Origin of the sequence: Paracoccus laeviglucosivorans (assembly GCF_900182695.1) — a bacterium.
Lineage (GTDB): Bacteria > Pseudomonadota > Alphaproteobacteria > Rhodobacterales > Rhodobacteraceae > Paracoccus > Paracoccus laeviglucosivorans.
Genome location: NZ_FXTK01000007.1, coordinates 1 through 23,936 on the forward strand (window position 1 = coordinate 1; position 23,936 = coordinate 23,936).

Genomic DNA, 23,936 nt, shown 5'->3' on the forward strand with positions numbered 1-23,936 from the left:
CATCAGCAGCGCCGATGGCCTATACTGATTTTTTAGGGCGACGATCAGCATGGCTTTTTCCCGATTGCTCAGGCTCTGCAGGTCGCCGCCAAGATCCTTTTTTATCAGTTCGCTCGCTGTCTTGAGCAGGTCATGCTCAATCTGAAGTTCGCGGATATCGCGCTGCAAAGCCGCGCGCTGACGTTCCAGTTCTTCAATCTCTGGATCCAGGGGAGCACTTTTCTTGCGTCTCATCGTGGCCGGAGCCTTTGCGCCAAGGAACTGGTTTTTCCAAGCATAAAGTGTCGGTCGGCTCACTCCGACCCTTTTCGCCAAAGCCTCCGCACTTTCTTCTCGGCAATAAAGGCCCACCACAGCCGCCTGCTTCGCGGCAGAGGAATGATGACCTGGTCCACGTGTCCCGGTAGAGACCGTCCGGGTCTCGGGGAAAGCCTCGCGCACCCATGCCGTCAGCGTAGCTCGGCCGGGATAGCCTAACGCACGCATGGTCCAGGAAATGCAGCGCCCGTGGCTGGCATAATGCTCCAGCGCAACCTGCTTCTGTGTTTCCGAGAATTTGGGCGGGCGCGGGGCCGATCCTAGCGGCAAATCCTGACGGCGCACGTATTCGCGATACCAGCCTATCAAGGTATTCTTCGTCGGATATCCCAGCTCGCGGATGGTCGCCCGCGAGCGCTTGCCGAGCTGGATGTAAAGCTCGACCGCCCTCATCCGCTCTTCGTAAGTATGCATGAACTATCTCCTAGATAGTCCAACTTTTTTGCCGCACCCCCGAGGGGTCAGTTTTGCGTGCCGATTGACAGGCAGGGGGTCCGCAAGATTCTTCTGACCGTTTCGCCCGTGCCGTTGGGCGCAACCTTTGAAGCACGCGACTGCGTCATTTCGAACAGTTATTCCAAAGCCACCTTGCGGGTGGTCGCCGACATGCTGACGCGGGATTTCGATTTCGTCGACTATTTCCCCAGCTACGAGATCGTGCTGTCACGCGGGATGGGCAGCTATCAGCCCGATCTGGTCCACTTGCGCGTTCCAGTGGTGCAGCGCATCATGCAGTTTCTGGTGCAAAGCTACGTCGCCTGATTCCGCGCCAGATTACGGTTGAATTGTGGCGCGAAACGCTCTAGGAACCGCCGGTGCCCTCGACGGCACATCACATCAAGCAAGAAATGCCGTGTCCGCCCCCTTCGCTTCATGGGGCGCTTCCGGCTTTAAGGAGAAGCGAAATGAAACTGCATGAGATTCGCGACAACGAAGGCTCGTCCCGCAAGAAAAAGCGCGTTGCACGTGGCCCCGGCTCGGGCAAGGGTAAAACCGCTGGCCGTGGTATCAAGGGTCAGACCTCGCGTTCGGGTGTTGCACTGAACGGCTACGAAGGCGGTCAGATGCCGCTGTATCGCCGCCTGCCCAAGCGCGGCTTCAGCAAGCCGAATCGCCTGGACTTCGCGGTCGTGAACCTGGGCCAGATCCAGTCGTTCATCGACGCGGGCAAGCTGGATGCGAAAGCGGACGTGACCGAAGATGCGCTGGTTGCTGCTGGCGTCACCCGTCGCAAACTGGACGGCGTGCGCGTGCTGGCAAAGGGCGAGCTGAAAGTCGCTGTGAACCTGACCGTGGCCGGTGCGTCGAAAGCTGCGATCGAGGCGATCGAGAAGGTTGGCGGTAAAGTCACCGTCACCCGTCCCGCCAAAGAAGAAGCCGCAGCCGAATAAGCTGTTGAAGGGCGCGCTTGCGCCCCATAGATAGGCTTCCAAGTTTTCCAGGCGCCGCGGGATCGGGAAACGATCCGGCGGCGCTGACATGAAGGGGCATGTTATGGCGTCAGCCGCAGAACAGATGGCCGCGAACCTTTCCTGGGCTTCGCTTGGCAAGGCGACCGAGCTTCGCCAGAGGATCTGGTTCACGCTCGGGCTTCTGATCATCTATCGTCTAGGCACCTATATCCCGGTGCCGGGCATCGACGGCGCGGCGCTGCGCAACTTCATGGATCAGGCGCAGGCTGGCATCGGGGGCATCCTGTCGATGTTCACCGGCGGCGCGCTGGGTCGCATGGGCGTGTTTGCGCTTGGCATCATGCCCTATATCTCGGCCTCGATCATCGTGCAGCTTCTGGCGTCGATGGTCCCCTCGCTTGAGCAGCTCAAGAAAGAGGGGGAGACGGGCCGCAAGAAGATCAACCAATATACCCGCTACGGCACCGTGGCACTGGCGTTGTTCCAGGCCTGGGGTCTGGCAGTCAGCCTTGAGCATGGCAATCTGGCGCATGAGCCGGGCATGTTCTTCCGCGCATCCGTCGTGATCACGCTGGTCGGCGGCACAATGTTCCTGATGTGGCTGGGCGAACAGATCACCGCGCGCGGCATCGGCAACGGCATTTCGCTGATCATCTTTGTCGGCATCGTGGCCGAGATCCCCGGCCATCTGGCGCAGTTCCTTGCGCAGGGTCGTTCGGGCGCCGTCTCGACCCCGGTGATCCTTGGCGTGATCGTGATGGTGGCTGCCGTGATCGCGTTCGTCGTGTTCATGGAACGTGCGCTGCGCAAGATCCACATCCAGTATCCCCGCCGTCAGGTCGGCATGAAGGTCTATGACGGCCAGTCGTCGCACCTGCCGATCAAGGTCAACCCGGCAGGCGTGATCCCGGCGATCTTCTCGTCCTCGCTGCTGCTGCTGCCGGTCACCATCTCGACCTTCTCGGGGAACCAGACGGGTCCGGTGATGTCCACGATTCTGGCCTATTTCGGTCCGGGTCAGCCGCTGTATCTGCTGTTCTTCGCGGCGATGATCGTGTTCTTCGCCTATTTCTATACCTTCAACGTCAGCTTCAAAACCGAGGACGTGGCCGAGAACCTGAAGAATCAGGGCGGCTTCATCCCCGGTATCCGTCCGGGTAAGCGGACCGAGGATTATCTGACCTATGTGGTCAGCCGGGTTCTGGTGATCGGTGCTGCCTATCTGGCTGCCGTCTGTCTGCTGCCCGAAGTGATCCGCCACCAGCTGTCCATCCCCTTCTACTTTGGTGGGACTTCCGTTCTGATCGTGGTCAGTGTCGTGATGGATACGATCAATCAGGTGCAAAGCCACTTGCTTGCCCATCAATATGAAGGTCTGATCGAGAAATCGCAGCTGCGGGGCAAGCGTGGAAAGACAACAGGGGCGGCAAAGCCCCGTAAAGCACCTGCTCGCCGCTAAAGGGAGCCAGCCCGCAAGGGCAAAAGAGGGACTGTGATGACGATCAATATCATTCTGCTGGGGCCTCCGGGTGCCGGCAAAGGCACCCAGGCACGTCGCCTGATCGAAGAGCGCGGCCTTGTGCAGCTTTCGACCGGCGACATGCTGCGCGAAGCGCGCAGTTCGGGCACCGAGATGGGCAAGCGCGTGGCCGAGGTCATGGACCGCGGTCAGCTTGTCACCGATGAGATCGTCATCGGCCTGATTCGTGAAAAGATCGAACAGGGCGGCAAGGGCTTCATCTTTGACGGCTTCCCGCGCACCTTGCCGCAGGCCGATGCGCTTGAGACGCTGATGGCCGACGAAGGCCAGCAGATCGACGCCGTGATCGAGATGCGCGTTGACGACGCCGCATTGGTGTCGCGCATTTCGGGTCGTTACACCTGCGGCAATTGCGGCGAGGTCTATCACGACGTGACAAAGCCCACGAAGGTCGAGGGCACCTGCGATGTCTGCGGCTCGACCGATCTGCGTCGCCGCGCCGATGACAATGCCGAAAGCCTGAAGACCCGGCTGATGGAATATTACAAGAAAACCTCGCCCCTGATCGGCTATTACTATGCCAAGGGAAACCTGCACCCGGTCGACGGCCTTGCCGAGATCGAGCGTGTGGCAGGCGAGGTGGCGCAGGTTCTGGACGGCGTGGCCGTCGAGGCTTGACGACGAGATGCGAATCCTTTAATTCGCAGCATCTCATTTGAGAATCACCTGTCCTCAGGTGGCCGCTAAAAGGCCCGAAGGCATGGCTTTCGGGTCTTTGGTTGTGAAAAAAGGTTCCGGTGCTACGGAACCGCAACATGAAAAGGAAAACGCGTGGCTCGTATTGCTGGCGTCAACATTCCGACCGGGAAGCGCGTCCCGATCGCACTGACTTACATCCACGGGATCGGCTCGAAATTCGCCGATGAGATCATCGCTGCCGTGGGCATCGAAGCGACCCGTCGCGTGAACGAACTTTCGGATGCCGAAGTTCTGAAGATCCGTGAATACATCGACGCGAATTACACCGTCGAAGGCGACCTGCGTCGTGAAACCCAGATGAACATCAAACGCATGATGGACCTGGGCTCGTATCGTGGTCTGCGTCACCGTCGTGGCCTGCCGGTCCGCGGTCAGCGCACCCACACCAACGCCCGCACCCGCAAGGGCCCGGCGAAACCCATCGCCGGCAAGAAGAAGTAAGAGGGGGCTGAGGTAATGGCACGCGATAAAACCCGCATCAAGCGCAAGGAACGCAAGAACATCGCTTCTGGCGTCGCGCATGTGAACTCGTCGTTCAACAACACCAAGATCCTGATCTCGGACGTGCAAGGCAACGCGATCTCGTGGTCGTCGGCTGGCACCATGGGCTTCAAAGGCTCGCGGAAATCGACCCCCTACGCTGCTCAGATGGCTGCAGAAGATGCAGGCAAAAAAGCGCAGGAACACGGCGTCCGCACGCTGGAAGTCGAAGTGCAAGGCCCCGGCTCGGGCCGCGAATCGGCTCTGCGCGCGCTGGCCGCTGTCGGCTTCAACATCACGGCCATCCGTGACGTGACGCCGATCGCCCATAACGGCTGCCGCCCGCCGAAGCGTCGCCGCGTCTGATCTGGGTCTTTCTTGCCGCGTTCCGCGTGGGTCTTCCGCGCGGGCGCGATTTTCGCATTTAACCTCGGGCGTTTCCGATCAAAGGTCATGGATCGGAAGCAGGAATGGAGGAAAACGCATGATCCACAAGAATTGGGCTGAACTGATCAAGCCGACCCAGCTTGAAATCAAGCCGGGCGCGGATTCCTCGCGCGTTGCGACCGTGGTTGCCGAGCCGCTTGAACGTGGTTTCGGCCTGACGCTGGGCAACGCCCTGCGTCGCGTCCTGCTGTCGTCGCTGCAAGGCGCTGCGATCACCTCGGTCCAGATCGACAACGTGCTGCACGAATTCTCGTCCGTTCCGGGCGTGCGTGAAGACGTGACCGATATCGTCCTGAACCTCAAGGGCGTGACGCTGAAAATGGAAGTCGATGCCCCCAAGCGTCTGACCCTTTCGGCCAAAGGTCCGGGTGAGGTGAAGGCCGGTGACATCCAGGAAACCGCTGGCATCACCATCCTGAACCGCGACCACGTGATCTGCCATCTGGATGACGGTGCTGAACTGCACATGGAACTGACCGTTGCAAACGGCAAGGGCTATGTCGCTGCGGACAAAAACCGCCCCGAAGACGCGCCCATCGGTCTGATCCCGATCGACGCCATCTTCTCGCCGGTCAAGCGCGTCAGCTATGAAGTCACCCCGACCCGCGAAGGTCAGGTGCTGGACTATGACAAGCTGACGATGAAGGTCGAAACCGACGGTTCGCTGACCCCGGAAGACGCCGTGGCCTATGCCGCGCGCATCATTCAGGACCAGCTGTCGGTCTTCGTGAACTTCGACGAGCCGGAAGCTGCGACCCGTTCGGATGCAGAAGACGGTCTGGAATTCGATCCGCGTCTGCTGAAAAAGGTCGATGAGCTGGAGCTGTCGGTCCGTTCGGCAAACTGCCTGAAGAACGACAACATCGTCTATATCGGCGATCTGATCCAGAAAACCGAAGCCGAGATGCTGCGCACCCCGAACTTTGGCCGCAAGTCGCTGAACGAGATCAAGGAAGTGCTTTCGGGCATGGGTCTGCACCTCGGCATGGATGTCGTGGATTGGCCGCCGGAAAACATCGAAGATCTGGCCAAGCGTTTCGACGACCAGTTCTGATTTTTACGGGGGCGGGCCAACCGCCCCCGCACGACCGGGCATCCCGCCCCAAGGAGAGCGGCCCGCACGCAGGGTCGCCAGACAAAGCAAAAGACGTAAATAGGAGATTATCATGCGTCACGCCCGCGGCTATCGCCGTCTGAACCGCACCCATGAACACCGCAAGGCGCTGTTCGCCAACATGGCCGGCTCGTTGATCGAGCACGAGCAGATCAAGACCACGCTTCCGAAAGCCAAGGAACTGCGTCCGATCGTCGAAAAGCTGATCACGCTGGCCAAGCGTGGCGACCTGCACGCCCGCCGTCAGGCCGATGCGCAACTGAAACAAGACCAGCACGTCGCCAAGCTGTTTGAAATTCTGGGCGCGCGCTACAAGGACCGTCAAGGCGGTTATGTCCGCATCCTGAAAGCCGGCTTCCGCTATGGCGACATGGCGCCTATGGCGATCATTGAGCTTGTGGACCGCGACACCAGCGCAAAAGGCGCAGCTGACCGCGCCCGTCTGGAAGCCGAATCGGCCGCAGACGAATCGTAATAAGATTAATCCTTCCTTAGGGTTATCTCATTATCGTAAGCCCGAGGTCCGTAAGGCCCTCGGGCTTTTTTGCAACATGGAGTTGAAATAACAAACATACGACAACCAATTCGGGCATATGCGAAAACGCCGCGAAATTCCGTGCAGAACGCTGGATTTGCGCATGAATTTGCTTTTATTGCGGTTATTTTGCGATTTAAGCCGCGATGCGACCTTCGCATTGGGACAAGCGGACCCGGCAGGCGGTTGGAAAAACACCGCTCGCAAAACCTGTTACGCTTGAATACACTTATGCTTGTGCCATTTATGGCTTTAAGTTGTAGAAATCACAATCTGTCCAAATAGTCATGTCGTCTCGCGCGGAAATAAATGCAGCACTTGCCAAGCTCAAGAAGCTGGCACCAGCCGGGTATTTCATCGGCTTGCACATCCGGTTTGCTGCGCCGTTGATGCAGTTCCAGACCTATAACAAGGAATGGTCGCACCGTTATTCCGAGCGCGCCTATGCGCTGCGGGACCCGACGATCGCCTGGGGTTTTTCGACCACGGGCGCCTGTCGGTGGAGTGTGCTGCCCATTCCCGATCCTTTCTCGATTTTGCAGGACGCCGCAGACCACGGGCTGAATTACGGCCTTGCCGTGGCACACGGCCCGATCAAGTCGCGCACCATCGCGGCCTTCGCGCATGACAAACGAGAATTTACCGATGACGAGATCGAAACGATCTCGACCACGCTTCGACGGCTTCATGAAATTACCGAGCCGCCGGAGAGCCTGACAAAGGCTCAACAAGAGGCCCTTAGGTGCATCGCAGAGGGCGATCGTCATGCAGCAGCGGCTGCCAAACTTGGTATAACGGAGAGCGCATTCAAGGCACGTCTCATCTCTGCGCGCGAACGTCTCATGGCGCGCACGACGGCCGAGGCGCTGCAAAGGGCCAAGGACTACCGCTTGTTGTAGAGTAAACGTTCCGCCTGCGTGCGGTTCGACCCTGGGGGCCACCACCCACCACACCCCAGGAGAATACCAATGCAGACCACCACACTCTCGTTCGCCAACCTCCACAACCATGGCGAGCTGTTCGCAAACATCTTCCGCGCGCGGAAGCAAAGCTTCATCATCCAGAAGCGCTGGGATCTGCCCCAGACGGATGACATGGAGTTCGACCAATACGACACCCCGATGAGCCGTTGGGTTGCCATCCACGAAACGGGGAAAGTTCTCGCCGGCGTCCGGCTTACGCCGACCACGGCACGTTGCGGCATGTATTCCTACATGATCCGGGATGCACAACTTGATCTGCTGGGTGGTTCGATCCCGCAGAACCTGCTTGACGGTCCCGCACCGGTCGAGGCGGGCGTCTGGGAAGCCAGCCGCCTGTTTGTCGATCACACGATCCCGCAGCGCGAGCGCCGCCGGGTGCATATCAATCTGGTTCAGGAAATGACCAATTCGGCCCGCGCGCTGGGTGCAAGCCGCCTGGTCTGCCTGGTTGCCGCAACGTGGCCGCGCTGGCTGTCGCCCTGCGGTCTGGATGCGCACGCGATGGGCCCGGTCGTCTGGATTGATGACGGCTATTTCCAATGCGTCTCGATCAACCTGACCGGCAAGATGCACTGAGCGATGGCGGGGGACTTTCGCCTGTAAGCCGGGCGGCGTAACATGCCGCCCGCATGGCAGATCTATTCGACAGCGCGCCGCAGGACGGCGCCCCCCGGCGCGAGGCCAATCGCCCGCTAGCGGACCGCATTCGGCCCGCCAACCTGTCCGATGTCATCGGTCAGGACAAGGTGCTTGGCCCCGACGGTCCGCTGGGGGCGATGCTTGCCTCGGGCAGTCTGTCGTCGCTGATCCTGTGGGGGCCGCCCGGCGTCGGCAAGACGACCATCGCCCGGCTGCTGGCATTGGAGACCGATCTGGCATTCGTGCAGATCTCGGCGATCTTTTCGGGCGTGCCGGAACTGCGCAAGGTATTCGATGCTGCCCGTCTGCGCCGTCAGCAGGGGCGGGGGACGCTGCTGTTCGTCGATGAAATCCACCGCTTCAACAAGGCGCAGCAGGACAGTTTCCTGCCGCATATGGAGGACGGGACCATCGTTCTGGTCGGCGCGACGACCGAAAACCCCAGCTTTGAACTGAACGCCGCCGTCCTGTCGCGCGCGCAGGTCATCGTGCTGCAACGCCTGACGCTGGCCGATCTTGAACGTCTGGCCCAGCGGGCCGAGCAGGAGACCGGCCGCGCACTGCCGCTGACCGCCGAAGCCCGCGACCGGTTGCTGGAGATGGCGGACGGTGACGGCCGCGCGGCGCTGAACCTGATCGAGCAGGTGCTGGCGTGGAAAGTGGCGGGCAAACTGGACACCGACCAGCTTTCGCAGCGTCTGATGCGGCGGGCTGCGAAATACGACAAGTCGGGCGACGAACATTACAACCTGATTTCAGCCCTGCACAAATCGGTGCGCGGCAGCGACCCGGATGCGGCGCTTTACTGGTTCGCACGGATGCTGGAGGGGGGCGAGGACCCCCGCTATCTGGCCCGTCGCCTGACCCGCATGGCGGTCGAGGATATTGGCCTTGCCGACCCGGCGGCGCAGCGGCACTGTCTGGATGCCTGGGCGCTTTATGAACGGTTGGGCAGCCCCGAAGGTGAGTTGGCCTTGGCGCAGGCCGTGATCTATCTGGCGCTCGCGCCGAAATCGAACGCGGGATATGTCGCCTATAAGGGTGCGCGCGCTTTGGCCAAGCAATCAGGCAGCCAGATGCCGCCCGCGCATATCCTGAACGCGCCGACCAGCCTGATGAAGGATCAGGGTTACGGCGCGGGCTATGACTATGACCACGATGCCGAGGACGGCTTTTCCGGGCAGAACTACTTTCCCGACGGCATGAAACGGCCTGTGCTGTATTTGCCGGTCGAACGCGGCTTTGAACGCGATCTGAAAAAGCGCGTTGAATGGTTCGCCAGCCTGCGGCAAAAGCGCCGTTCCGAGGGAAAAGCATGAACCCATTTCTTCAGGTCGCGATTGGCGGGGCGGCGGGATCTGTCCTGCGCTACGGCGTCAATATCGCGGCCCTTCGCATCACCACGCTGCCCTTGGGCACGCTGACGGTCAATATCGTCGGCTGCTTTGTCATGGGCGTTCTGGCCAGCGCATTGGCCATGCGCGGCGGGCAGCATCTGGCGCCCTTGCTGCTGACCGGGGTGTTGGGCGGGTTCACCACGTTTTCCGCCTTTTCGCTGGACACGCTGACCCTGTGGGAACGCGGCGCGGTGGGACTGGCGGTGGGCTATGTCCTGGCCTCGGTCATCTTTTCACTTGCGGCGGTCTTCGCCGGTTTGGCCATTGGCCGGGGGATTTTCGCATGAGCGTGCAGACCATTCGCATTGGCGAAGACGAAGGCGACCAGCGCGTCGATCGCTGGCTGAAAAAGCGTTTCCCGCAGCTGACTCAGGGGGCCGTTGAAAAGATGTGCCGCACCGGGCAGTTGCGCGTCGATGGCGGGCGGGTCAAGGCCAATACCCGCCTTGAGGCGGGGCAGGAAATCCGCGTCCCGCCGCTGCCGCAGGGCGAAGCGCCCGCGCCGAAACCGCGCACCCGCGTGACGAATTCGGATGCCGAGATGATCCAGTCCTGCGTCTTGTGGCGGGATGAACATATCATCGCGCTGAACAAGCCGCCGGGCCTGCCATCACAAGGCGGCAGCGGGCAGGGCGACCGGCACGTGGACGGTCTGACCGAGGCGCTGATGTTCGGCTACAAGGACAAGCCCAAGCTGGTGCATCGTCTGGACAAGGATACGTCCGGCGTGCTGCTGCTGGCGCGGACGGACCGGATCGCGCGGGCTTTGTCCGAGGCGTTTCGTCACCGCCTGACCCGCAAGATCTATTGGGCTGCCGTTGCGGGTGTGCCCCATCCGCGCATGGGCTCGATCAAATACGGGCTGGTCAAGGCGCCGGGCCGTGGCCGCATGGGCGAGGGCGAAAAGATGGTTGCCGTCCTGCCCAGCGAGGTGGCGACGACCGAAGGCGCCAAGCGTGCCCATACCGATTACGCGGTGCTGTCGGGTCTGGGCGGTCGCGTCAGCTGGGTCGCGATGGTTCCGGTCACGGGCCGCACGCATCAGTTGCGGGCGCATATGTCCGAAATGGGCCATCCGATCGTCGGGGATGGGAAATATGGCGGCTCGGGTCAGGAAAACCTTGGCGACGGCTGGGGTGCGCAACTGGGCGGAGAGATCAGCAAGAAGCTGCACCTGCACGCCCGGCTGATCCGGTTTGAGCATCCGATCACCAAAAAGCTGATCACGGTGACGGCACCCTTGCCCGATCACATGGTGCGGACGTGGGACACGCTGGGCTGGCACGAAAACGACGTGCCCGAAGACCCGTTCGAGGATGCGCAATGAAACTGGTCCTGTTCGATGTCGATGGCACGCTGGTCAACAGCCAGCACGAAATCACCCAGTCGATGAATCTGGGCATGAAATCGGCGGGTCTGCCCGAGATGGATCCGGCGCTGATCCTGTCCATCGTCGGCCTGTCATTGCCCATAGCCGTCGCGCGGCTGCTGCCCGAGGCGACGCCCGATCAGCATGATCGTGTTGTGCTGGGCTACCGTGAGGCTTTTTTCGCATCGCGCACCGCCGGGGCATTGCCGCCGCTTTACGATGGTGCGCTGGATTGTCTGGACGCGCTGGCCGCGCAGGACGAGGTGCTGCTGGGCATCGCCACCGGCAAGGCGATGCGGGGGCTGGTTTCGCTGCTGGACGGACATGGGCTGGGCACCCGTTTCATCACCAAGCAGACAGCCGATGGGCACCCGTCAAAGCCACATCCGGCGATGCTGCACAGCGCGCTGTCGGAAACGGGAGTTGCAGCCGGGCGCGCGGTGATGATCGGCGATACCAGCTTTGACATGGAAATGGCGCGCAGCGCGGGCATTCTGGGCTTTGGCGTCAGCTGGGGCTATCACCCGTCGCAGGAATTGCACGCAGCCGGGGCGGCGCTGGTCGCGCCCGATTATGCCGCACTGACGCAGGCATTGCTGGATTGGACGACAAAGGAAACCGCATGAGCAGCGAATGGAAAGCCCGGCGTTTCTGGAAATCCGCCAGCACCCGTGCGGTCGATGCGGGGCACGAGGTTGTGCTGGATGACCGTCCGCTGCGGACACCGGGCAAGCTGGCGCTGGTGCTGCCGACCAAGGCGCTTGCGCAGGCTATCGCTGAGGAATGGGACGCGCAGGCCGATGTGATCGATCCGAGCACGATGCCACTGACCCGTGCCGCGAATTCAGCGATTGAAAAGGTCACGCCGCAATTTCACGGCGTGGCCGAGATGCTGGCCGATTACGGCGGCACGGATCTGCTGTCCTATCGTGCCGAGGCGCCCGATGCGCTGGTGGAACAGCAGGCGGCGGGGTGGGATCCGCTGATTGACTGGGCCGCCACCCGGTTGCACGCGCCGCTGCGGATCACGCATGGCGTTATCCCTGTGCCGCAGGATGAAACCGCGCTGCTGAATTTGCGGGCAGCGGTCGGCGGGCTTGATCCCTTTGGCCTGACCGCGCTGCATGATCTGGTGACGTTGCCCGGATCGCTGGTGCTGGGGTTGGCGGTGATCCACGGCAGGCTGGACGCGGATCAGGCCCACGCGCTTGCCAGAATTGATGAGGAATTCCAAGCAGATCGCTGGGGCCGCGACGATGAGGCCGACGAGGCGGCGGCAGGCCGGCTGGAGGCGATGCGCGTGGCCCAGCGGTTTTGGGAACTTAGCCGCCCCGCCTAAGCCTTTCGGCTTATTCCTTGACGGATGATCCACCATCGGCACAATGCCGCTTATGGGGGCAGCCGATCTGTTCCCTTGGCTCAGGCGGGCTGGCCTTATGGTCCCCGGCTTCCGAACGGCCCGCTGTCTCGGGCTGGAAGAACAACAGAGAGGATTCCCATGAAGAAATCTGCACTCTTCGGCTCGGTTACCGTGATCGCACTTGCTGCGACGGGCGCCATGGCCGCTGAAGGCGACACGCTGAAAGAGGTCAAAGCCCGCGGCGTGCTGAACTGCGGTGTGAACACTGGCCTTGTCGGTTTTGCTGCGCCTGATGCGAATGGCAACTGGTCGGGCTTTGATGTGTCGTTCTGCAAGGCCGTGGCCGCTGCCGTTCTGGGCGATGCGACCAAGGTGAAATACGTGCCGACCACCGGCCAGACGCGCTTTACCGCGCTGTCCTCGGGCGAGGTGGACCTGCTGGCGCGGAACTCGACCTGGACGTTCCAGCGCGACACCGACCTGAAACTGGATTTCATCGGCGTCAACTATTACGACGGTCAGGGCTTCATGGTCCGCAAGGATCTGGGCGTTTCGTCAGCCAAGGAGCTGGACGGCGCGACGATCTGCATCCAGACCGGCACCACGACCGAGCTGAACCTGGCCGACTATTTCAAGGCCAACAACATGACCTATCAGCCGGTCAACATCGATTCGAACGCCGAAGGCGAGCAGCAATACATGGCGGGCGCCTGCGACGCCTATACCACCGACGCATCGGGCCTTGCTGCGACGCGCGCATCCTTCGCGGACCCCGAAAACCACATCATCCTGCCCGAGATCATTTCCAAGGAACCGCTTGGGCCGGCAGTCCGCCATGGCGACAACAACTGGGGCGACATCACGCGCTGGACGCTTTACGCGCTGATCGCGGCCGAAGAATACGGTGTCACCTCGGCCAATATCGAGGAGTTGTCCAAATCCTCGACCAACCCCGAGGTTCAGCGTCTGCTGGGCGCGACCGACAATCTTGGCGGCATGATCGGCCTTGACGCCGCATGGGCCAAGAACGCCATCAAGGCGGGCGGCAACTATGGCGAAATCTTCGCGGCCACCATCGGCGAGCAGACCCCGATCGGTCTGGCGCGTGGCCTGAACGCGCAATGGACCCAGGGTGGTCTGATGTATGCGATGCCCTTCCGCTAAGCGGTGAAGAAACGGGCGGGGCGGATCGCCTCGCCCGTTCGAATTTCTGCCGGAGCCACAAGCGGGCATCAGACCTGCGATCCGGCCAACAGGGGGTAACTCATGGTTGACTTTCCAGCAGGCGCGGCATCCCAGCCCTTCCGCCTGTCGATGTTGATTTACGACAAGCGATACCGGTCGCTGACCATTCAGGCGGTGGTGTTCATCCTTGTCATGCTGGCGGCAAGCTGGCTGATCGACAACACGCTGAGAAACCTTGCCATCATGGGCAAGACCTTCAGCTTTGAATTCCTGTTCCGGCGCGCCGGATACGACATTCCCCAGCAGCTCATCCCCTATAACTCGGACGACACGCATCTGCGGGCGTCGATCGTCGGGTTTCTGAACACGCTGCAGGTTTCGATCCTTGGCTGCATCGCGGCGACGCTGGTGGGGGTCGTCGTGGGCGTGTTGCGGCTGTCATCGAACTGGCTGATCGCGCGGCTGATGACGGTCTATGTCGAGGTGTTCCGAAACATCCCGCTGCTGCTGTGGATCCTGGTGATCCTTGCGCTGTTCACCGAGGTCATGCCGCCGCCGAACGCCTATCGGGGCGATACGCCGCAGGCCAGCATGATCATGTTCGACCTGATCGCGCCGACGAACCGCTATACAGCCATCCCCTCGATCGGGATGACCAATCCGCCGGGCACCATTTCACTGGGCCGCGAAGGCATCAGCTGGGCGCTGATCGCCTATGCCGTGGTGATCGCGGCGGCCTTTGTCGCGCATCGCATGATGCGTGCATGGGCGCAGCGCGTGCAGGAACAGACCGGCCAGCGGCCCACGACGTGGTGGAAAACGCTGGCGATGTATCTGGTGCCGGTGCTTTTGCTGACCTGGTGGTTTGGCCTGCACCTGATCCCGCCGGTTCTGCGCGGCTTCAACTTTGCCGAAGGCATCAATCTGGACAACGCCTTTGTCGTGCTGTGGCTGGCCTTGACGCTTTACACCGGCGCATTCATCGCGGAAATCGTCCGGGCCGGTATCCTTGCCGTCAGCCGTGGCCAGTCCGAGGCGGCGTTTGCGCTGGGGATGCGTCCGCGCCGCACGATGTCGCTGGTGATCCTGCCCCAGGCTTTGCGCGTGATCGTGCCGCCGCTGATTTCGCAATACCTTAACCTGACCAAGAACAGCTCGCTGGCGATTGCCGTGGGCTACATGGACCTGCGCGGCACGCTGGGCGGCACGACGCTGAACCAGACCGGCCGAGAGATGGAGTGCATGGTTCTGATGATGGGCGTCTATCTGGTGCTGAGCCTGATTATCTCGGGCGGGATGAACGTGTTCAATTCCCGCGTAAAGCTAAGGGAGCGGTGATATGAGCGAGACCCACGCCCAGACCGTCGCCTATGTCCGCGACACCATGCTGCCCGAACAGCCGCCGCCGCTAAGCCAAAAGGGCGCGGTGAAATGGCTGCGGGAAAACCTGTTCTCGGGTCCGGTGAATATCGGGTTGACGCTGCTGGGGCTTTTGATCCTGTGGATGGTGTTCCACACGGTCTGGCCGTTCCTTGCCCATTCGGTCTGGAACGCCAACAGCATCGCGGAATGCCGCCAGATCGTCACGGCGACTTACGGGCCGGATGCGACCGGCGCCTGTTTCGCCGTTATCAAGCATCGCTGGAACCAGTTCATTTTCGGCTTTTACCCCGCCGAGCTTTACTGGCGCCCGGTTCTGGCCTTTGGCGCGCTGTTTCTGGCGCTGGCCCCGGTGCTGTTTTCCGACAGCCGCCGCGCGCGCTGGATCGTCGTGGCTGCCGCTGCGATCCTGACCTTTGTCATCGCGCAGGTGCTGGGGGCGCCCACGCCGCAATTGGTGGCCATCGCGATCCTGCTGATCGGCTGGGCCGCGCTGATCGAGATGCGCCCGAACTGGGCCATCCTTGCCTCGTTGATCTATCCGTTCCTTGCGGTCTGGCTGCTTTGGGGCGGATCATTCTGGTCGCCGGTGGTGGCGCTTGCGGGCTTTGTGATCGGCTTTCTGGTGTGGCGCGCGCTGGCGCGTTACGGAATGCTGGCCTTTGCAGCGGGCGTCGTCGCGGCGGCGATCTGGTGGCTGGTGCTGGACAAGCAGGTTGCCGGCGCATTGTCGAGCATTCTGCCGATCGGCCTGCGGCCCGTGTCGTCGGACCAGTTCGGGGGGTTCGTCCTGTCGATCACCATCGGCGTCGCGGGCATTGCCATGTCGCTGCCTTTGGGCGTGATTCTGGCGCTGGCGCGACGGTCGGACCTGCCCCTGGTCAAGACCATGGCGGTGATGTTCATCGAATTCATCCGGGGCGTGCCGCTGATCACGCTGCTGTTCGTGGCGTCCTTGCTGCTGAACTATTTCCTGCCGCCGGGGACGAATTTCGACATCATCCTGCGGGTCATCATCATGGTGACGCTGTTTTCATCTGCCTATATGGCCGAGGTGATCCGGGGTGGTCTGGCCGCCCTGCCCAAAGGCCAGTATGAGGCGGCGGACGCGCTGGGGCTGGACTATTGGAAGGCGCAGCGGCTGATCGTGCTGCCGCAGGCGCTGAAGATCAGTATTCCCGGCATCGTTTCGACCTTTATCGGCATGTTCAAGGACACCACGCTGGTCGTCTTCGTGGGCCTGTTCGATCCGCTAAAGGCCATGGCCGATACCATCCGCGCGAGCTTCGAATGGAAGGGTGCCTATTGGGAGCCCTATATCTTCGTCGGCTCGATCTTCTTCATCCTCTGCTTCGGCATGTCGCGTTATTCCATGTATCTGGAACGCCGCCTGAAGCGCGACCACCGCTGAGGAGCATCAAATGGCAATTCAGGCACAAGCACAGACGCAACTGGGCGAAACCGCGATCGAAATCGCCAAGCTGAACAAGTGGTATGGCACATTTCACGTGCTGCGCGACATCGACCTGAACGTCAGTCGCGGTGAGCGTATTGTGATCGCCGGGCCGTCCGGTTCGGGGAAATCGACGCTGATCCGCTGCATCAACCGGCTGGAGGAGCACCAGTCCGGCCGCATCGTCGTGGATGGGACCGAACTGACCAACGACCTGAAGAACATCGACAGGGTGCGGTCCGAGGTCGGGATGGTATTTCAGCATTTCAACCTGTTCCCGCATCTGACCATTCTGGAAAACTGCACGCTGGCCCCGATCTGGGTGCGCAAGATCCCGAAAAAGCAGGCCGAGGAAACGGCCATGCACTTTCTGACCAAGGTGAAGATCCCTGATCAGGCGCTGAAATATCCCGGTCAGCTTTCCGGCGGCCAGCAGCAGCGCGTGGCGATTGCCCGCGCGCTGTGCATGCGCCCGCGCATCATGCTGTTTGACGAACCCACCAGCGCCCTTGACCCCGAGATGATCAAGGAGGTGCTGGACACCATGATCGAACTGGCCGAGGACGGGATGACCATGCTGTGCGTCACGCATGAGATGGGCTTTGCCCAAGCCGTCGCGCATCGCGTGATCTTCATGGATCAGGGTCAGATCGTCGAACAGAACACCCCGACCGAGTTTTTCAACAATCCCAAATCGGAACGCACCAAGCTGTTCCTTAGCCAGATCCTCGGGCATTAGGTTTCTCAGGTTGCCGGGGCGGCTGGCCCCGGTCTATCCTGCGCGCAAATTCTTCGGAGGCGCGGATGAACGAAACCATTTTCCTGCTGCTGGGGGTGCTGGGTATTGCCGGCATCGGCTCGCTTGTGTCCAGCAATGACGACGATCATCCGCCGGAAGAACCTGCGGACGATCCGCGCCTTGATCCCGACAACCTGATCGAGGGCGATGACGAAGATAACGTCATCAACGGAACGGACGGCGATGACGGGATATCTGCCCTGGACGGCGATGACAGCATCTCTGGCGGGCTTGGAAACGACCTGATCGGGGGTGGCTATGGCAACGATACCGTCACCGCCGACGCAGGCGATGACGAGATCTATCTGGGCGGCGATGACGATCTGTATGGCGGTCTGGACCTTGGTGCCGACGAAGGCAACGACACCATCGACGGCGCGTCGGGCGATGACACGATCATCACCAATCTGGGCAACCATTCCATCACCGGCGGCGAAGGCGACGACCGGATCGAGGATCATGGCGGCGTGGTCTTTATCGATGGCGAGGAAGATGACGATCTGATCCTGTCGCCCGACGCATCCGAACTTGATGCGCAGGACACGCTGCTGGGCGGTGACGGCAACGACACCATCCATGCGGGTGCGAACGATCTGGTCGATGCCGGTTCGGGTTCCGACCTGATCGTGCTGCGCAGCGATGCGGGCGGGGCTGCCGACATCACCTATGGCACCTCGGACACGCTGAACATCACGCTGGCCGATGGCTATGACGGCCCCGAGGAATATGAACTGGTCCAAAGCGGCGATGACGTGCAGGTCGTTGTGAACGGTCAGGCACTGGCCATTCTGCGCGACACGCAGGCCGATGACGTGGGCACGATCAACCTGATCCGCGAAACGCTGGAAGGCTGATCTTCGCGACATGAAAAAAAAGGGCGCGCCGCAACTTGCAGCGCGCCCTTTCGTCTTTGCATCCGGCCCTTACAGCGCGGATTTCATCGATTCTTCCAGATACAGTTCGCGCAGGCGGGTTGCGACGGGGCCGACATTGCCGCTGGCCAGCTTCACGCCGTCGATTTCGACCACCGGCAGCACAAAGGCCGATGCCGAGGTCAGGAAGGCTTCATCCGCGCTTTGCGCTTCCTCGATGGTAAAGGGGCGTTCGATCACCTGCATCTGCGCCTCGGCGGCATAACGCAGCAGCGATGCGCGGGTGATGCCGTGCAGGATGTCGGTCGAAAGCTGGCGCGTGATGATGGTGCCGTCCTTCACGATATAGACGTTGTTCGACGTGCCTTCGGTGACGAAGCCGTCTTCGACCAGCCATGCGTCATCGGCGCCACGAGCCTTGGCCTCCATCTTGGCCATCGAGGGGTAAAGCAACTGCACCGTCTTGATGTCGCGGCGCGACCAGCGCAGATCCGGGACCGAGATCACGCGCATCCCGGTCTTGGCCACCGGGTTGTCGGCAAGGCCGGGCTTTGCCTGCGTGAACAGCACCACCGTCTGCGGCGTGTCCTGCGGCGGATAGGCGAAATCGCGGTCGCCCGCATTGCCGCGTGTGACCTGCAGATAGATCAGCCCTTCGTCGATATTGTTCAGTTCGACCAGCTTGCGGTGGATCGCCAGCCATTCGTCGTCAGACAGCGGGTTGCCCATGCCAAGTTCGCTTAGCGAACGGCCAAGGCGCGCAAGATGGCCTTTGAATTCAAGGATCTTGCCGTCCAGCACGCTGGTCACTTCATAAACCCCGTCGGCCATGACGAAGCCGCGGTCGAAGATCGAGACCTTGGCCTCGGCCTCGGGCAGGTATTCGCCATTCAGGTAGACGGTCCGGGTCATCATGTTCTCCTTTTTTATGAAGCGGGCAATAGGCGTGGTCCTGCGCCTAAAGCGGGCAGGGGTCAAGCGGGACAGATGTTGCAGATGCGAAATGACTTGATGCAGGTGCAGCAATTATCTAACAGTTTTTGCAATCAGGTTGAAACATCATTGCCGAAAGGTTTTTCGAATGTCCTTCCGTCTGCAGCCCCCAGCCCCCGCACGACTGAACCGCTGCCAATTGTTCGGCCCCGGCTCGCGTCCGGCGATCTTTGAAAAGATGGCGGGTTCGGTTGCCGATGTCATCAATCTGGATCTTGAGGACTCGGTTCCCCCCGATGACAAGCCGCAGGCGCGGCAGAACATCATTCAGGCCATCGGTGATATTGACTGGGGCAACAAGACGCTATCGGTCCGCATCAACGGTCTGGACACGCCGTTCTGGTATCGTGACGTGGTGGACCTGCTGGAACAGGCCGGTGAGCGTCTGGACCAGATCATGATCCCCAAGGTGGGCTGCGCCGCCGATGTCTATGCCGTTGATGCGCTGGTCACGGCGGTCGAGGCCGCAAAGGGGCGGGCCAAACGCATCAGCCTTGAGGTCATCATCGAAAGCGCCGCCGGCATCGCGCATGTCGAGGAGATCGCGGCCTCCAGCCCCCGGCTACAGGCCATGTCGCTGGGCGCGGCGGATTTCGCGGCCAGCATGGGCATGGCCACGACCGGGATCGGCGGCACGCAGGAGGATTACTATATGCTGCATGGCGGGGCGCGGCACTGGTCCGACCCGTGGCACTGGGCGCAGACGGCCATCGTCGCGGCCTGCCGGACGCATGGCGTGCTGCCGGTGGACGGCCCATTTGGCGACTTCAGCGATGATGAGGGGTTCCGCGCGCAGGCCCGCCGTTCGGCCACCTTGGGCATGGTCGGGAAATGGGCAATTCACCCCAAGCAGGTCGCGCTGGCCAATGAGGTGTTTTCGCCCAGCGACAAAGCCGTGACCGAGGCGCGCGAGATCCTGGCGGCGATGGATGCGGCGCAGAAGTCGGGGGCCGGGGCCACTGTATACAATGGCAGACTGGTTGACATCGCGTCGATCCGTCAGGCACAAGTGATTGTACGGCAGGCAGAGCTGATCAGCGTCTAAGCCGTTATCGGATCCTGGGCGGCCATTCGGGGAGGCTTGGTCGCCATGACAGGGGAGGAGCAACAGGCCCTGCGGCTATGCGGGGCCTGTTGTGTTTTCAGCGCCTTGCAAATTGACACATCCGCAAGCCGCCTAGCTCTTTGATAAATCTGTTACATTTTGCTGCGGCACGTTGTCGCGCCATGCCGGTTCGCCCCTTGACGGCCCCGTTCAGGCGGCCCGCGAGCTGCCTGCGACCTTTGTCGCACGGCGCATAAGCCTGTCGGGGGTGCGGTTTTTCGCGGCCAGAACCGGGATGGGTGATTCGGCAACTGCGGGAATCACCGCCTCTCCGGCAGCAGCAATCAGCCCTTCCTGAGCCTGATTGGAGGCCGAAATCAGCGTTTCGGCGGCCGAGCGGCAATTTTTTTTCTGCGCCGAAAGGCGTCGATCGTAAGTCATTCTGTCCATCGTATCCCGAGCCTTCGCTCTGCAGGCGTTCCGCAGTTAGTGCCTTGCCCCTGTATCGGCAAGGCGGCTGACCAAGTTGTGAGCAGGCGGATGCAGCGTATCGGGCAAACGCGGCGTCGCGTCGAGCAGGCTTTTCGTATAGGGGTGCGCCGGATCGGTCATCACATCGGCCGTCGCACCTTCCTCGACGATCTTGCCCTGACACATGATCAGCACGCGGTCGGTGATCTGACGCACGACCGACAGGTCATGGCTGACGAACAGATAGGACAGGCCGTGCTTGACCCGTAACCGCGCCAGCAGGTCCAGCACCTGAGTGCGCACCTGAACGTCCAGCGCGCTGACTGCTTCGTCCAGCACGATCAGCGACGGGCGTATGATCATGGCGCGGGCCAATGCGATGCGTTGCCTTTGACCGCCCGAAAACTCATGCACATGACGCCGCATTGCATCGCCGGTGATGCCGACGTCGAACAGGGCTTCGGCCACGCGGTCGCGCCAGTCCTTGGGGCGACCGATCAGGTGGAACGGCTCGGCGACGACGCGCTCGATCCGCCAGCGAGGGTCAAAGCTGCCATAGGGATCCTGAAACACGATCTGCATCTGCGCGCGCAGCGGCTTGGGCATGGTCTGCCCGGCATGGATTTCCTGTCCGGCCAGACGGATCGTGCCGCCCTGTATGGCATCCAGCCCAAGGATGGCGCGGGTCAGCGTGGATTTACCGCAGCCGGATTCGCCGACCAGACCCACCGCCTCGCGTTCGCGGATGATCAGGCTGACATCATCCACAGCGCGGAAATGCGTGCCGCCCGCATCGGGGCGGGGCAGGGGATAGTCCCGCACGACATTGCGCACCTCCAGCAGGACGGGCGCATCGGGCGGGGACAGGACCAGCCGCGGCTGATGCATCGTCGCGGCCAGCAGGTCGCGGGTATAGGGATGCTGCGGGGCCGTCAGGATGTCGATCGGCGTGCCCGTCTCGACGATCTGGCCGCGCTGCATGACCGCGACCTGATCGGCCATGTCGGCCACCACCGCAAGATCGTGGGTGATCAGCAGCAGCGACATGCCTTCGTCGCGGACCAGCCCGGTCAGCAGATCAAGGATCTGCTTTTGCGTCGTCACGTCCAGCGCCGTTGTCGGCTCATCCGCGATCAGCAGGTCGGGCTGTTGGGCGATGGCCAGCGCGATTGCCACGCGCTGACGCTGACCGCCCGACAGTTCATGCGGAAACAGCGTCAGCGGAAAGCGCGGCCCGGACAGGCCCACGCGGTCCAGCCTTTCGCGGGCAACCGCCCGCGCCGCGTCGCGGTCCATGTTGTGATGCAGACGCAGCGCCTCGGCCACCTGATCGCCGATGGGCATCAGCGGGTTCAGCGCCGTCATCGGTTCCTGAAAGACCATCGCGATGCGCTTGCCGCGGATGCGGCACATCTGCGTCTCGGGCAGTTCCAGCAGGTTTTCGCCGTCCAGCTGGATCCGGCCATCGGCGCGCATCGCGGGGGGCAGAAGTCCGATGATCGCCAGCGCTGTCAGCGACTTGCCCGAGCCGCTTTCACCGACCAGCGCGGTGATCTGGCCGGGCGACAGGTCCAGCTTCACGTCATGCAGCAAATTGGCGTCACCAAGCCCGACGCTCAATTCGGAAATCTGGATCATCGGGCACCGCGCAGCCGGGGGTCAAGGCTGTCGCGCAGCCCGTCGCCCAGCAGGTTAAGCCCCAGAACCGTCAGCACGATGACAAGCCCCGGCACGATGGCGACATGCGGCGCGATGCCGATCATCGTCTGCGCCTCGGCCAGCATCCGGCCCCAGCTTGGGGTGGGCGGCTGCGCGCCAAGCCCGACATAGGACAGCCCCGCCTCGGCCAGAATGCCAAGGCTGAACTGGATCGTGGCCTGCACGATCAGAACATTGCCGATATTTGGCAGGACATGCTGCAGGCTGATCAGCGCCCGGCCCTTGCCCGCGACCCGCGCGGCGCGGATGTAATCCAGGACCCAGATCGGCAAAGCCGAGCCGCGCGTGACCCGTGCGAAAACCGGGATGTTGAAGATGCCGATGGCGATGATCGCGTTCAGCGCCGACGGTCCCAGCACCGCCGTGATCAGGATGGCGATGACAAGGCTGGGAAAGGCAAAGATCAGATCATTGCCGCGCATGATGATCTGATCGACCCAGCTTTCGGGCCATGTGGCGGCGGTCAGCCCCAAGGGCACGCCGATCCCCATGCCGATCCCCACCGCGACCAATGCGACCGCGATCGAGGTGCGTGCGCCGACCATGATCATCGACAAAAGATCGCGCCCCAGATGGTCCGTCCCCAGCCAATGCGCCGCCGAAGGTGGTTGCAGCTTTTCGGCAATGGCAAGCTGGGTCACGTCGCCGGGCGTCCAAAGAAAGCTCAGCCCCGCCGCAAGCAGCGCCAGACCGGCCAGAAACGCGCCAAGGATCAGCGATACCTTCATGCGTGGCGCAGCCTTGGATCGACGGCGGCATAGGCCAGATCGACAAGGAAAGTGACGATGATCACCGCAGCGACCATGACCAGCACCGCGCTTTGCACGACGATCAGGTCGCGCTGGGTGATGGCCTGAAAGATCAGCCTTCCCAGGCCGGGCAGATAGAAGACGTTTTCGACGATGATCGCCCCGGCCAGCAAAAAGGAAAACTGCATCCCCACGATGGTCAGGACCGGGATCAGCGCATTGCGCAACGCGTGGCGACGCAGTGCTTGGCCCGCGCTAAGACCTTTGGCCCTTGCGGTGCGGATGTAATCCTGTCCCAGCGTCTCGACCAGGGCCGAGCGCAGGACGCGGGCAAGGATCGCCGCCTGCGGTAAGGCCAGCGCGATGGCGGGTAGGATCAGCGATTTCAGCGCGGCCAGCGGATTGGACCAACCCGGAAACCCGCCAGCTGGCAGCCATCGCAGGTTCACCGCAAATAGCAGGACCAGCAGCATGGCGAACCAGAAATTCGGCAGCGACACCCCGATCTGGGTGGCGCCCATCAGGGCCGTGTCGCCTGCGCGCCCGCGACGGGCGGCGGCGAACATGCCGATGGGCAAAGCCAGCGCGACGGCCAGCGCCAGCGCCATCAGCGCCAACGGCAGCGACACCTGCAACCGATCAAGGATCATGCCTGCGACTGGGGTGCGATAGGTGAGGCTTTGCCCCAGATCGCCGGTCAGCACGCCCCCCAGCCACGCCGCATAGCGCAGGGGCCAGGGCTGATCCAATCCAAGCTGCTGGCGCAGCGCGGCCAGCGTATCTGGCTGCGCACCGGTGCCCAGCATGAAACTGGCCGGATCGCCCGGCACCAGCTCGACCACCGCGAAAATCACCACCGAGGCCACAGCAAGGCTGAGGCCCAGGGCAATCAGGCGGCGGATCAGGTAGCTGCGCATGGCCGCACGCTAGACGCGGCACCGGATTCGGTAAAGCCGTTCACTTTGCTGCGACGACTG

The 23,936-nt window shown here is 62.0% G+C and carries 27 protein-coding genes; 21 read left to right on the forward strand and 6 right to left on the reverse strand.

Annotated features, from left to right (window positions below; genetic code table 11):
- Positions 1-732: transposase (locus FN835_RS09620; protein WP_142663006.1), on the reverse strand; the 732-nt coding region annotated here is incomplete at its 3' end.
- A 57-nt stretch (positions 733-789) separates the two neighbouring features.
- Here FN835_RS09620 and FN835_RS09625 point away from each other — a divergent pair.
- The 20 genes from FN835_RS09625 to FN835_RS09720 all read left to right on the forward strand — a co-directional run bounded on the left by FN835_RS09625 (position 790) and on the right by FN835_RS09720 (position 17,964).
- Positions 790-1,080, forward strand: a complete 291-nt coding sequence (locus tag FN835_RS09625) for a GSCFA domain-containing protein (RefSeq protein ID WP_142663007.1) — start codon at positions 790-792, stop codon at positions 1,078-1,080.
- A gap of 143 nt (positions 1,081-1,223) precedes the next feature.
- Complete coding sequence (rplO, locus tag FN835_RS09630) at positions 1,224-1,709, forward strand: 50S ribosomal protein L15 (RefSeq protein WP_142663008.1); 486 nt, start codon at positions 1,224-1,226, stop codon at positions 1,707-1,709.
- A gap of 103 nt (positions 1,710-1,812) precedes the next feature.
- Entirely contained in the window at positions 1,813-3,189 is a 1,377-nt protein-coding gene (gene secY / locus FN835_RS09635; protein WP_142663009.1) for a preprotein translocase subunit SecY, read from the forward strand.
- 36 nt (positions 3,190-3,225) lie between these two features.
- Positions 3,226-3,888 carry an adenylate kinase gene (locus tag FN835_RS09640; protein WP_142663010.1) on the forward strand — a complete coding sequence of 221 codons (663 nt, stop codon included), beginning with the start codon at positions 3,226-3,228 and terminating at the stop codon, positions 3,886-3,888.
- A 153-nt stretch (positions 3,889-4,041) separates the two neighbouring features.
- Complete coding sequence (rpsM, locus tag FN835_RS09645; RefSeq protein WP_142663011.1) at positions 4,042-4,410, forward strand: 30S ribosomal protein S13; 369 nt, start codon at positions 4,042-4,044, stop codon at positions 4,408-4,410.
- 15 nt (positions 4,411-4,425) lie between these two features.
- Positions 4,426-4,815, forward strand: coding sequence for a 30S ribosomal protein S11 (gene rpsK, locus FN835_RS09650; protein ID WP_142663012.1), 390 nt, complete (start codon positions 4,426-4,428; stop codon positions 4,813-4,815).
- A 118-nt stretch (positions 4,816-4,933) separates the two neighbouring features.
- Positions 4,934-5,950, forward strand: a complete 1,017-nt coding sequence (locus tag FN835_RS09655; protein ID WP_142663013.1) for a DNA-directed RNA polymerase subunit alpha — start codon at positions 4,934-4,936, stop codon at positions 5,948-5,950.
- 112 nt (positions 5,951-6,062) lie between these two features.
- On the forward strand, positions 6,063-6,485 hold the full coding sequence (gene rplQ / locus FN835_RS09660) for a 50S ribosomal protein L17 (protein WP_142663014.1): 423 nt from the start codon (positions 6,063-6,065) through the stop codon (positions 6,483-6,485).
- Between the two features lie 347 nt (positions 6,486-6,832).
- On the forward strand, positions 6,833-7,444 hold the full coding sequence (locus FN835_RS09665) for a helix-turn-helix transcriptional regulator (RefSeq protein ID WP_142663015.1): 612 nt from the start codon (positions 6,833-6,835) through the stop codon (positions 7,442-7,444).
- 69 nt (positions 7,445-7,513) lie between these two features.
- Positions 7,514-8,104, forward strand: coding sequence for an acyl-homoserine-lactone synthase (locus FN835_RS09670; protein WP_142663016.1), 591 nt, complete (start codon positions 7,514-7,516; stop codon positions 8,102-8,104).
- 53 nt (positions 8,105-8,157) lie between these two features.
- On the forward strand, positions 8,158-9,486 hold the full coding sequence (locus FN835_RS09675) for a replication-associated recombination protein A (RefSeq protein ID WP_142663017.1): 1,329 nt from the start codon (positions 8,158-8,160) through the stop codon (positions 9,484-9,486).
- Entirely contained in the window at positions 9,483-9,851 is a 369-nt protein-coding gene (gene crcB, locus FN835_RS09680; RefSeq protein WP_142663018.1) for a fluoride efflux transporter CrcB, read from the forward strand. Before FN835_RS09675 ends, crcB begins: the two co-directional genes overlap by 4 nt.
- Complete coding sequence (locus tag FN835_RS09685) at positions 9,848-10,891, forward strand: RluA family pseudouridine synthase (protein ID WP_142663019.1); 1,044 nt, start codon at positions 9,848-9,850, stop codon at positions 10,889-10,891. Before crcB ends, FN835_RS09685 begins: the two co-directional genes overlap by 4 nt.
- Positions 10,888-11,559, forward strand: coding sequence for an HAD-IA family hydrolase (locus FN835_RS09690; RefSeq protein WP_142663020.1), 672 nt, complete (start codon positions 10,888-10,890; stop codon positions 11,557-11,559). The genes FN835_RS09685 and FN835_RS09690 overlap by 4 nt, the downstream gene beginning before the upstream one ends.
- Entirely contained in the window at positions 11,556-12,272 is a 717-nt protein-coding gene (locus FN835_RS09695) for an ATP12 family chaperone protein (RefSeq protein WP_142663021.1), read from the forward strand. Before FN835_RS09690 ends, FN835_RS09695 begins: the two co-directional genes overlap by 4 nt.
- Positions 12,273-12,431: 159 nt before the next feature.
- A complete protein-coding gene (locus tag FN835_RS09700) occupies positions 12,432-13,457 on the forward strand; it encodes an amino acid ABC transporter substrate-binding protein (RefSeq protein WP_142663022.1) in 1,026 nt (341 codons plus the stop codon).
- Between the two features lie 102 nt (positions 13,458-13,559).
- A complete protein-coding gene (locus FN835_RS09705) occupies positions 13,560-14,816 on the forward strand; it encodes an amino acid ABC transporter permease (protein ID WP_142663023.1) in 1,257 nt (418 codons plus the stop codon).
- Between the two features lies 1 nt (position 14,817).
- Positions 14,818-16,269 carry an amino acid ABC transporter permease gene (locus FN835_RS09710; protein WP_142663024.1) on the forward strand — a complete coding sequence of 484 codons (1,452 nt, stop codon included), beginning with the start codon at positions 14,818-14,820 and terminating at the stop codon, positions 16,267-16,269.
- A 10-nt stretch (positions 16,270-16,279) separates the two neighbouring features.
- A complete protein-coding gene (locus tag FN835_RS09715; RefSeq protein WP_142663025.1) occupies positions 16,280-17,050 on the forward strand; it encodes an amino acid ABC transporter ATP-binding protein in 771 nt (256 codons plus the stop codon).
- A gap of 65 nt (positions 17,051-17,115) precedes the next feature.
- Entirely contained in the window at positions 17,116-17,964 is an 849-nt protein-coding gene (locus FN835_RS09720) for a calcium-binding protein (RefSeq protein ID WP_142663026.1), read from the forward strand.
- A gap of 69 nt (positions 17,965-18,033) precedes the next feature.
- Here FN835_RS09720 and FN835_RS09725 read toward each other — a convergent pair whose 3' ends face one another.
- Entirely contained in the window at positions 18,034-18,894 is an 861-nt protein-coding gene (locus FN835_RS09725; RefSeq protein ID WP_142663027.1) for a D-amino-acid transaminase, read from the reverse strand.
- A 169-nt stretch (positions 18,895-19,063) separates the two neighbouring features.
- On the opposite strand from FN835_RS09725, the gene FN835_RS09730 reads away from it, so the two are divergent.
- Positions 19,064-20,020, forward strand: coding sequence for an L-malyl-CoA/beta-methylmalyl-CoA lyase (locus FN835_RS09730; RefSeq protein WP_142663028.1), 957 nt, complete (start codon positions 19,064-19,066; stop codon positions 20,018-20,020).
- A gap of 210 nt (positions 20,021-20,230) precedes the next feature.
- On the opposite strand, the gene FN835_RS09735 is transcribed toward FN835_RS09730, so the two are convergent.
- The 4 genes from FN835_RS09735 to FN835_RS09750 are packed head-to-tail and all read right to left on the reverse strand — an operon-like array spanning position 20,231 to position 23,876.
- Entirely contained in the window at positions 20,231-20,461 is a 231-nt protein-coding gene (locus FN835_RS09735) for a hypothetical protein (protein ID WP_142663029.1), read from the reverse strand.
- A gap of 45 nt (positions 20,462-20,506) precedes the next feature.
- Positions 20,507-22,129 (reverse strand): ABC transporter ATP-binding protein, encoded by a 1,623-nt coding sequence (locus FN835_RS09740; protein ID WP_142663030.1) that lies wholly within the window; start codon positions 22,127-22,129, stop codon positions 20,507-20,509.
- On the reverse strand, positions 22,126-22,938 hold the full coding sequence (locus FN835_RS09745; protein WP_142663031.1) for an ABC transporter permease: 813 nt from the start codon (positions 22,936-22,938) through the stop codon (positions 22,126-22,128). The genes FN835_RS09740 and FN835_RS09745 overlap by 4 nt, the downstream gene beginning before the upstream one ends.
- Entirely contained in the window at positions 22,935-23,876 is a 942-nt protein-coding gene (locus FN835_RS09750; RefSeq protein ID WP_142663032.1) for an ABC transporter permease, read from the reverse strand. The genes FN835_RS09745 and FN835_RS09750 overlap by 4 nt, the downstream gene beginning before the upstream one ends.
- Positions 23,877-23,936: the final 60 nt, after the last annotated feature.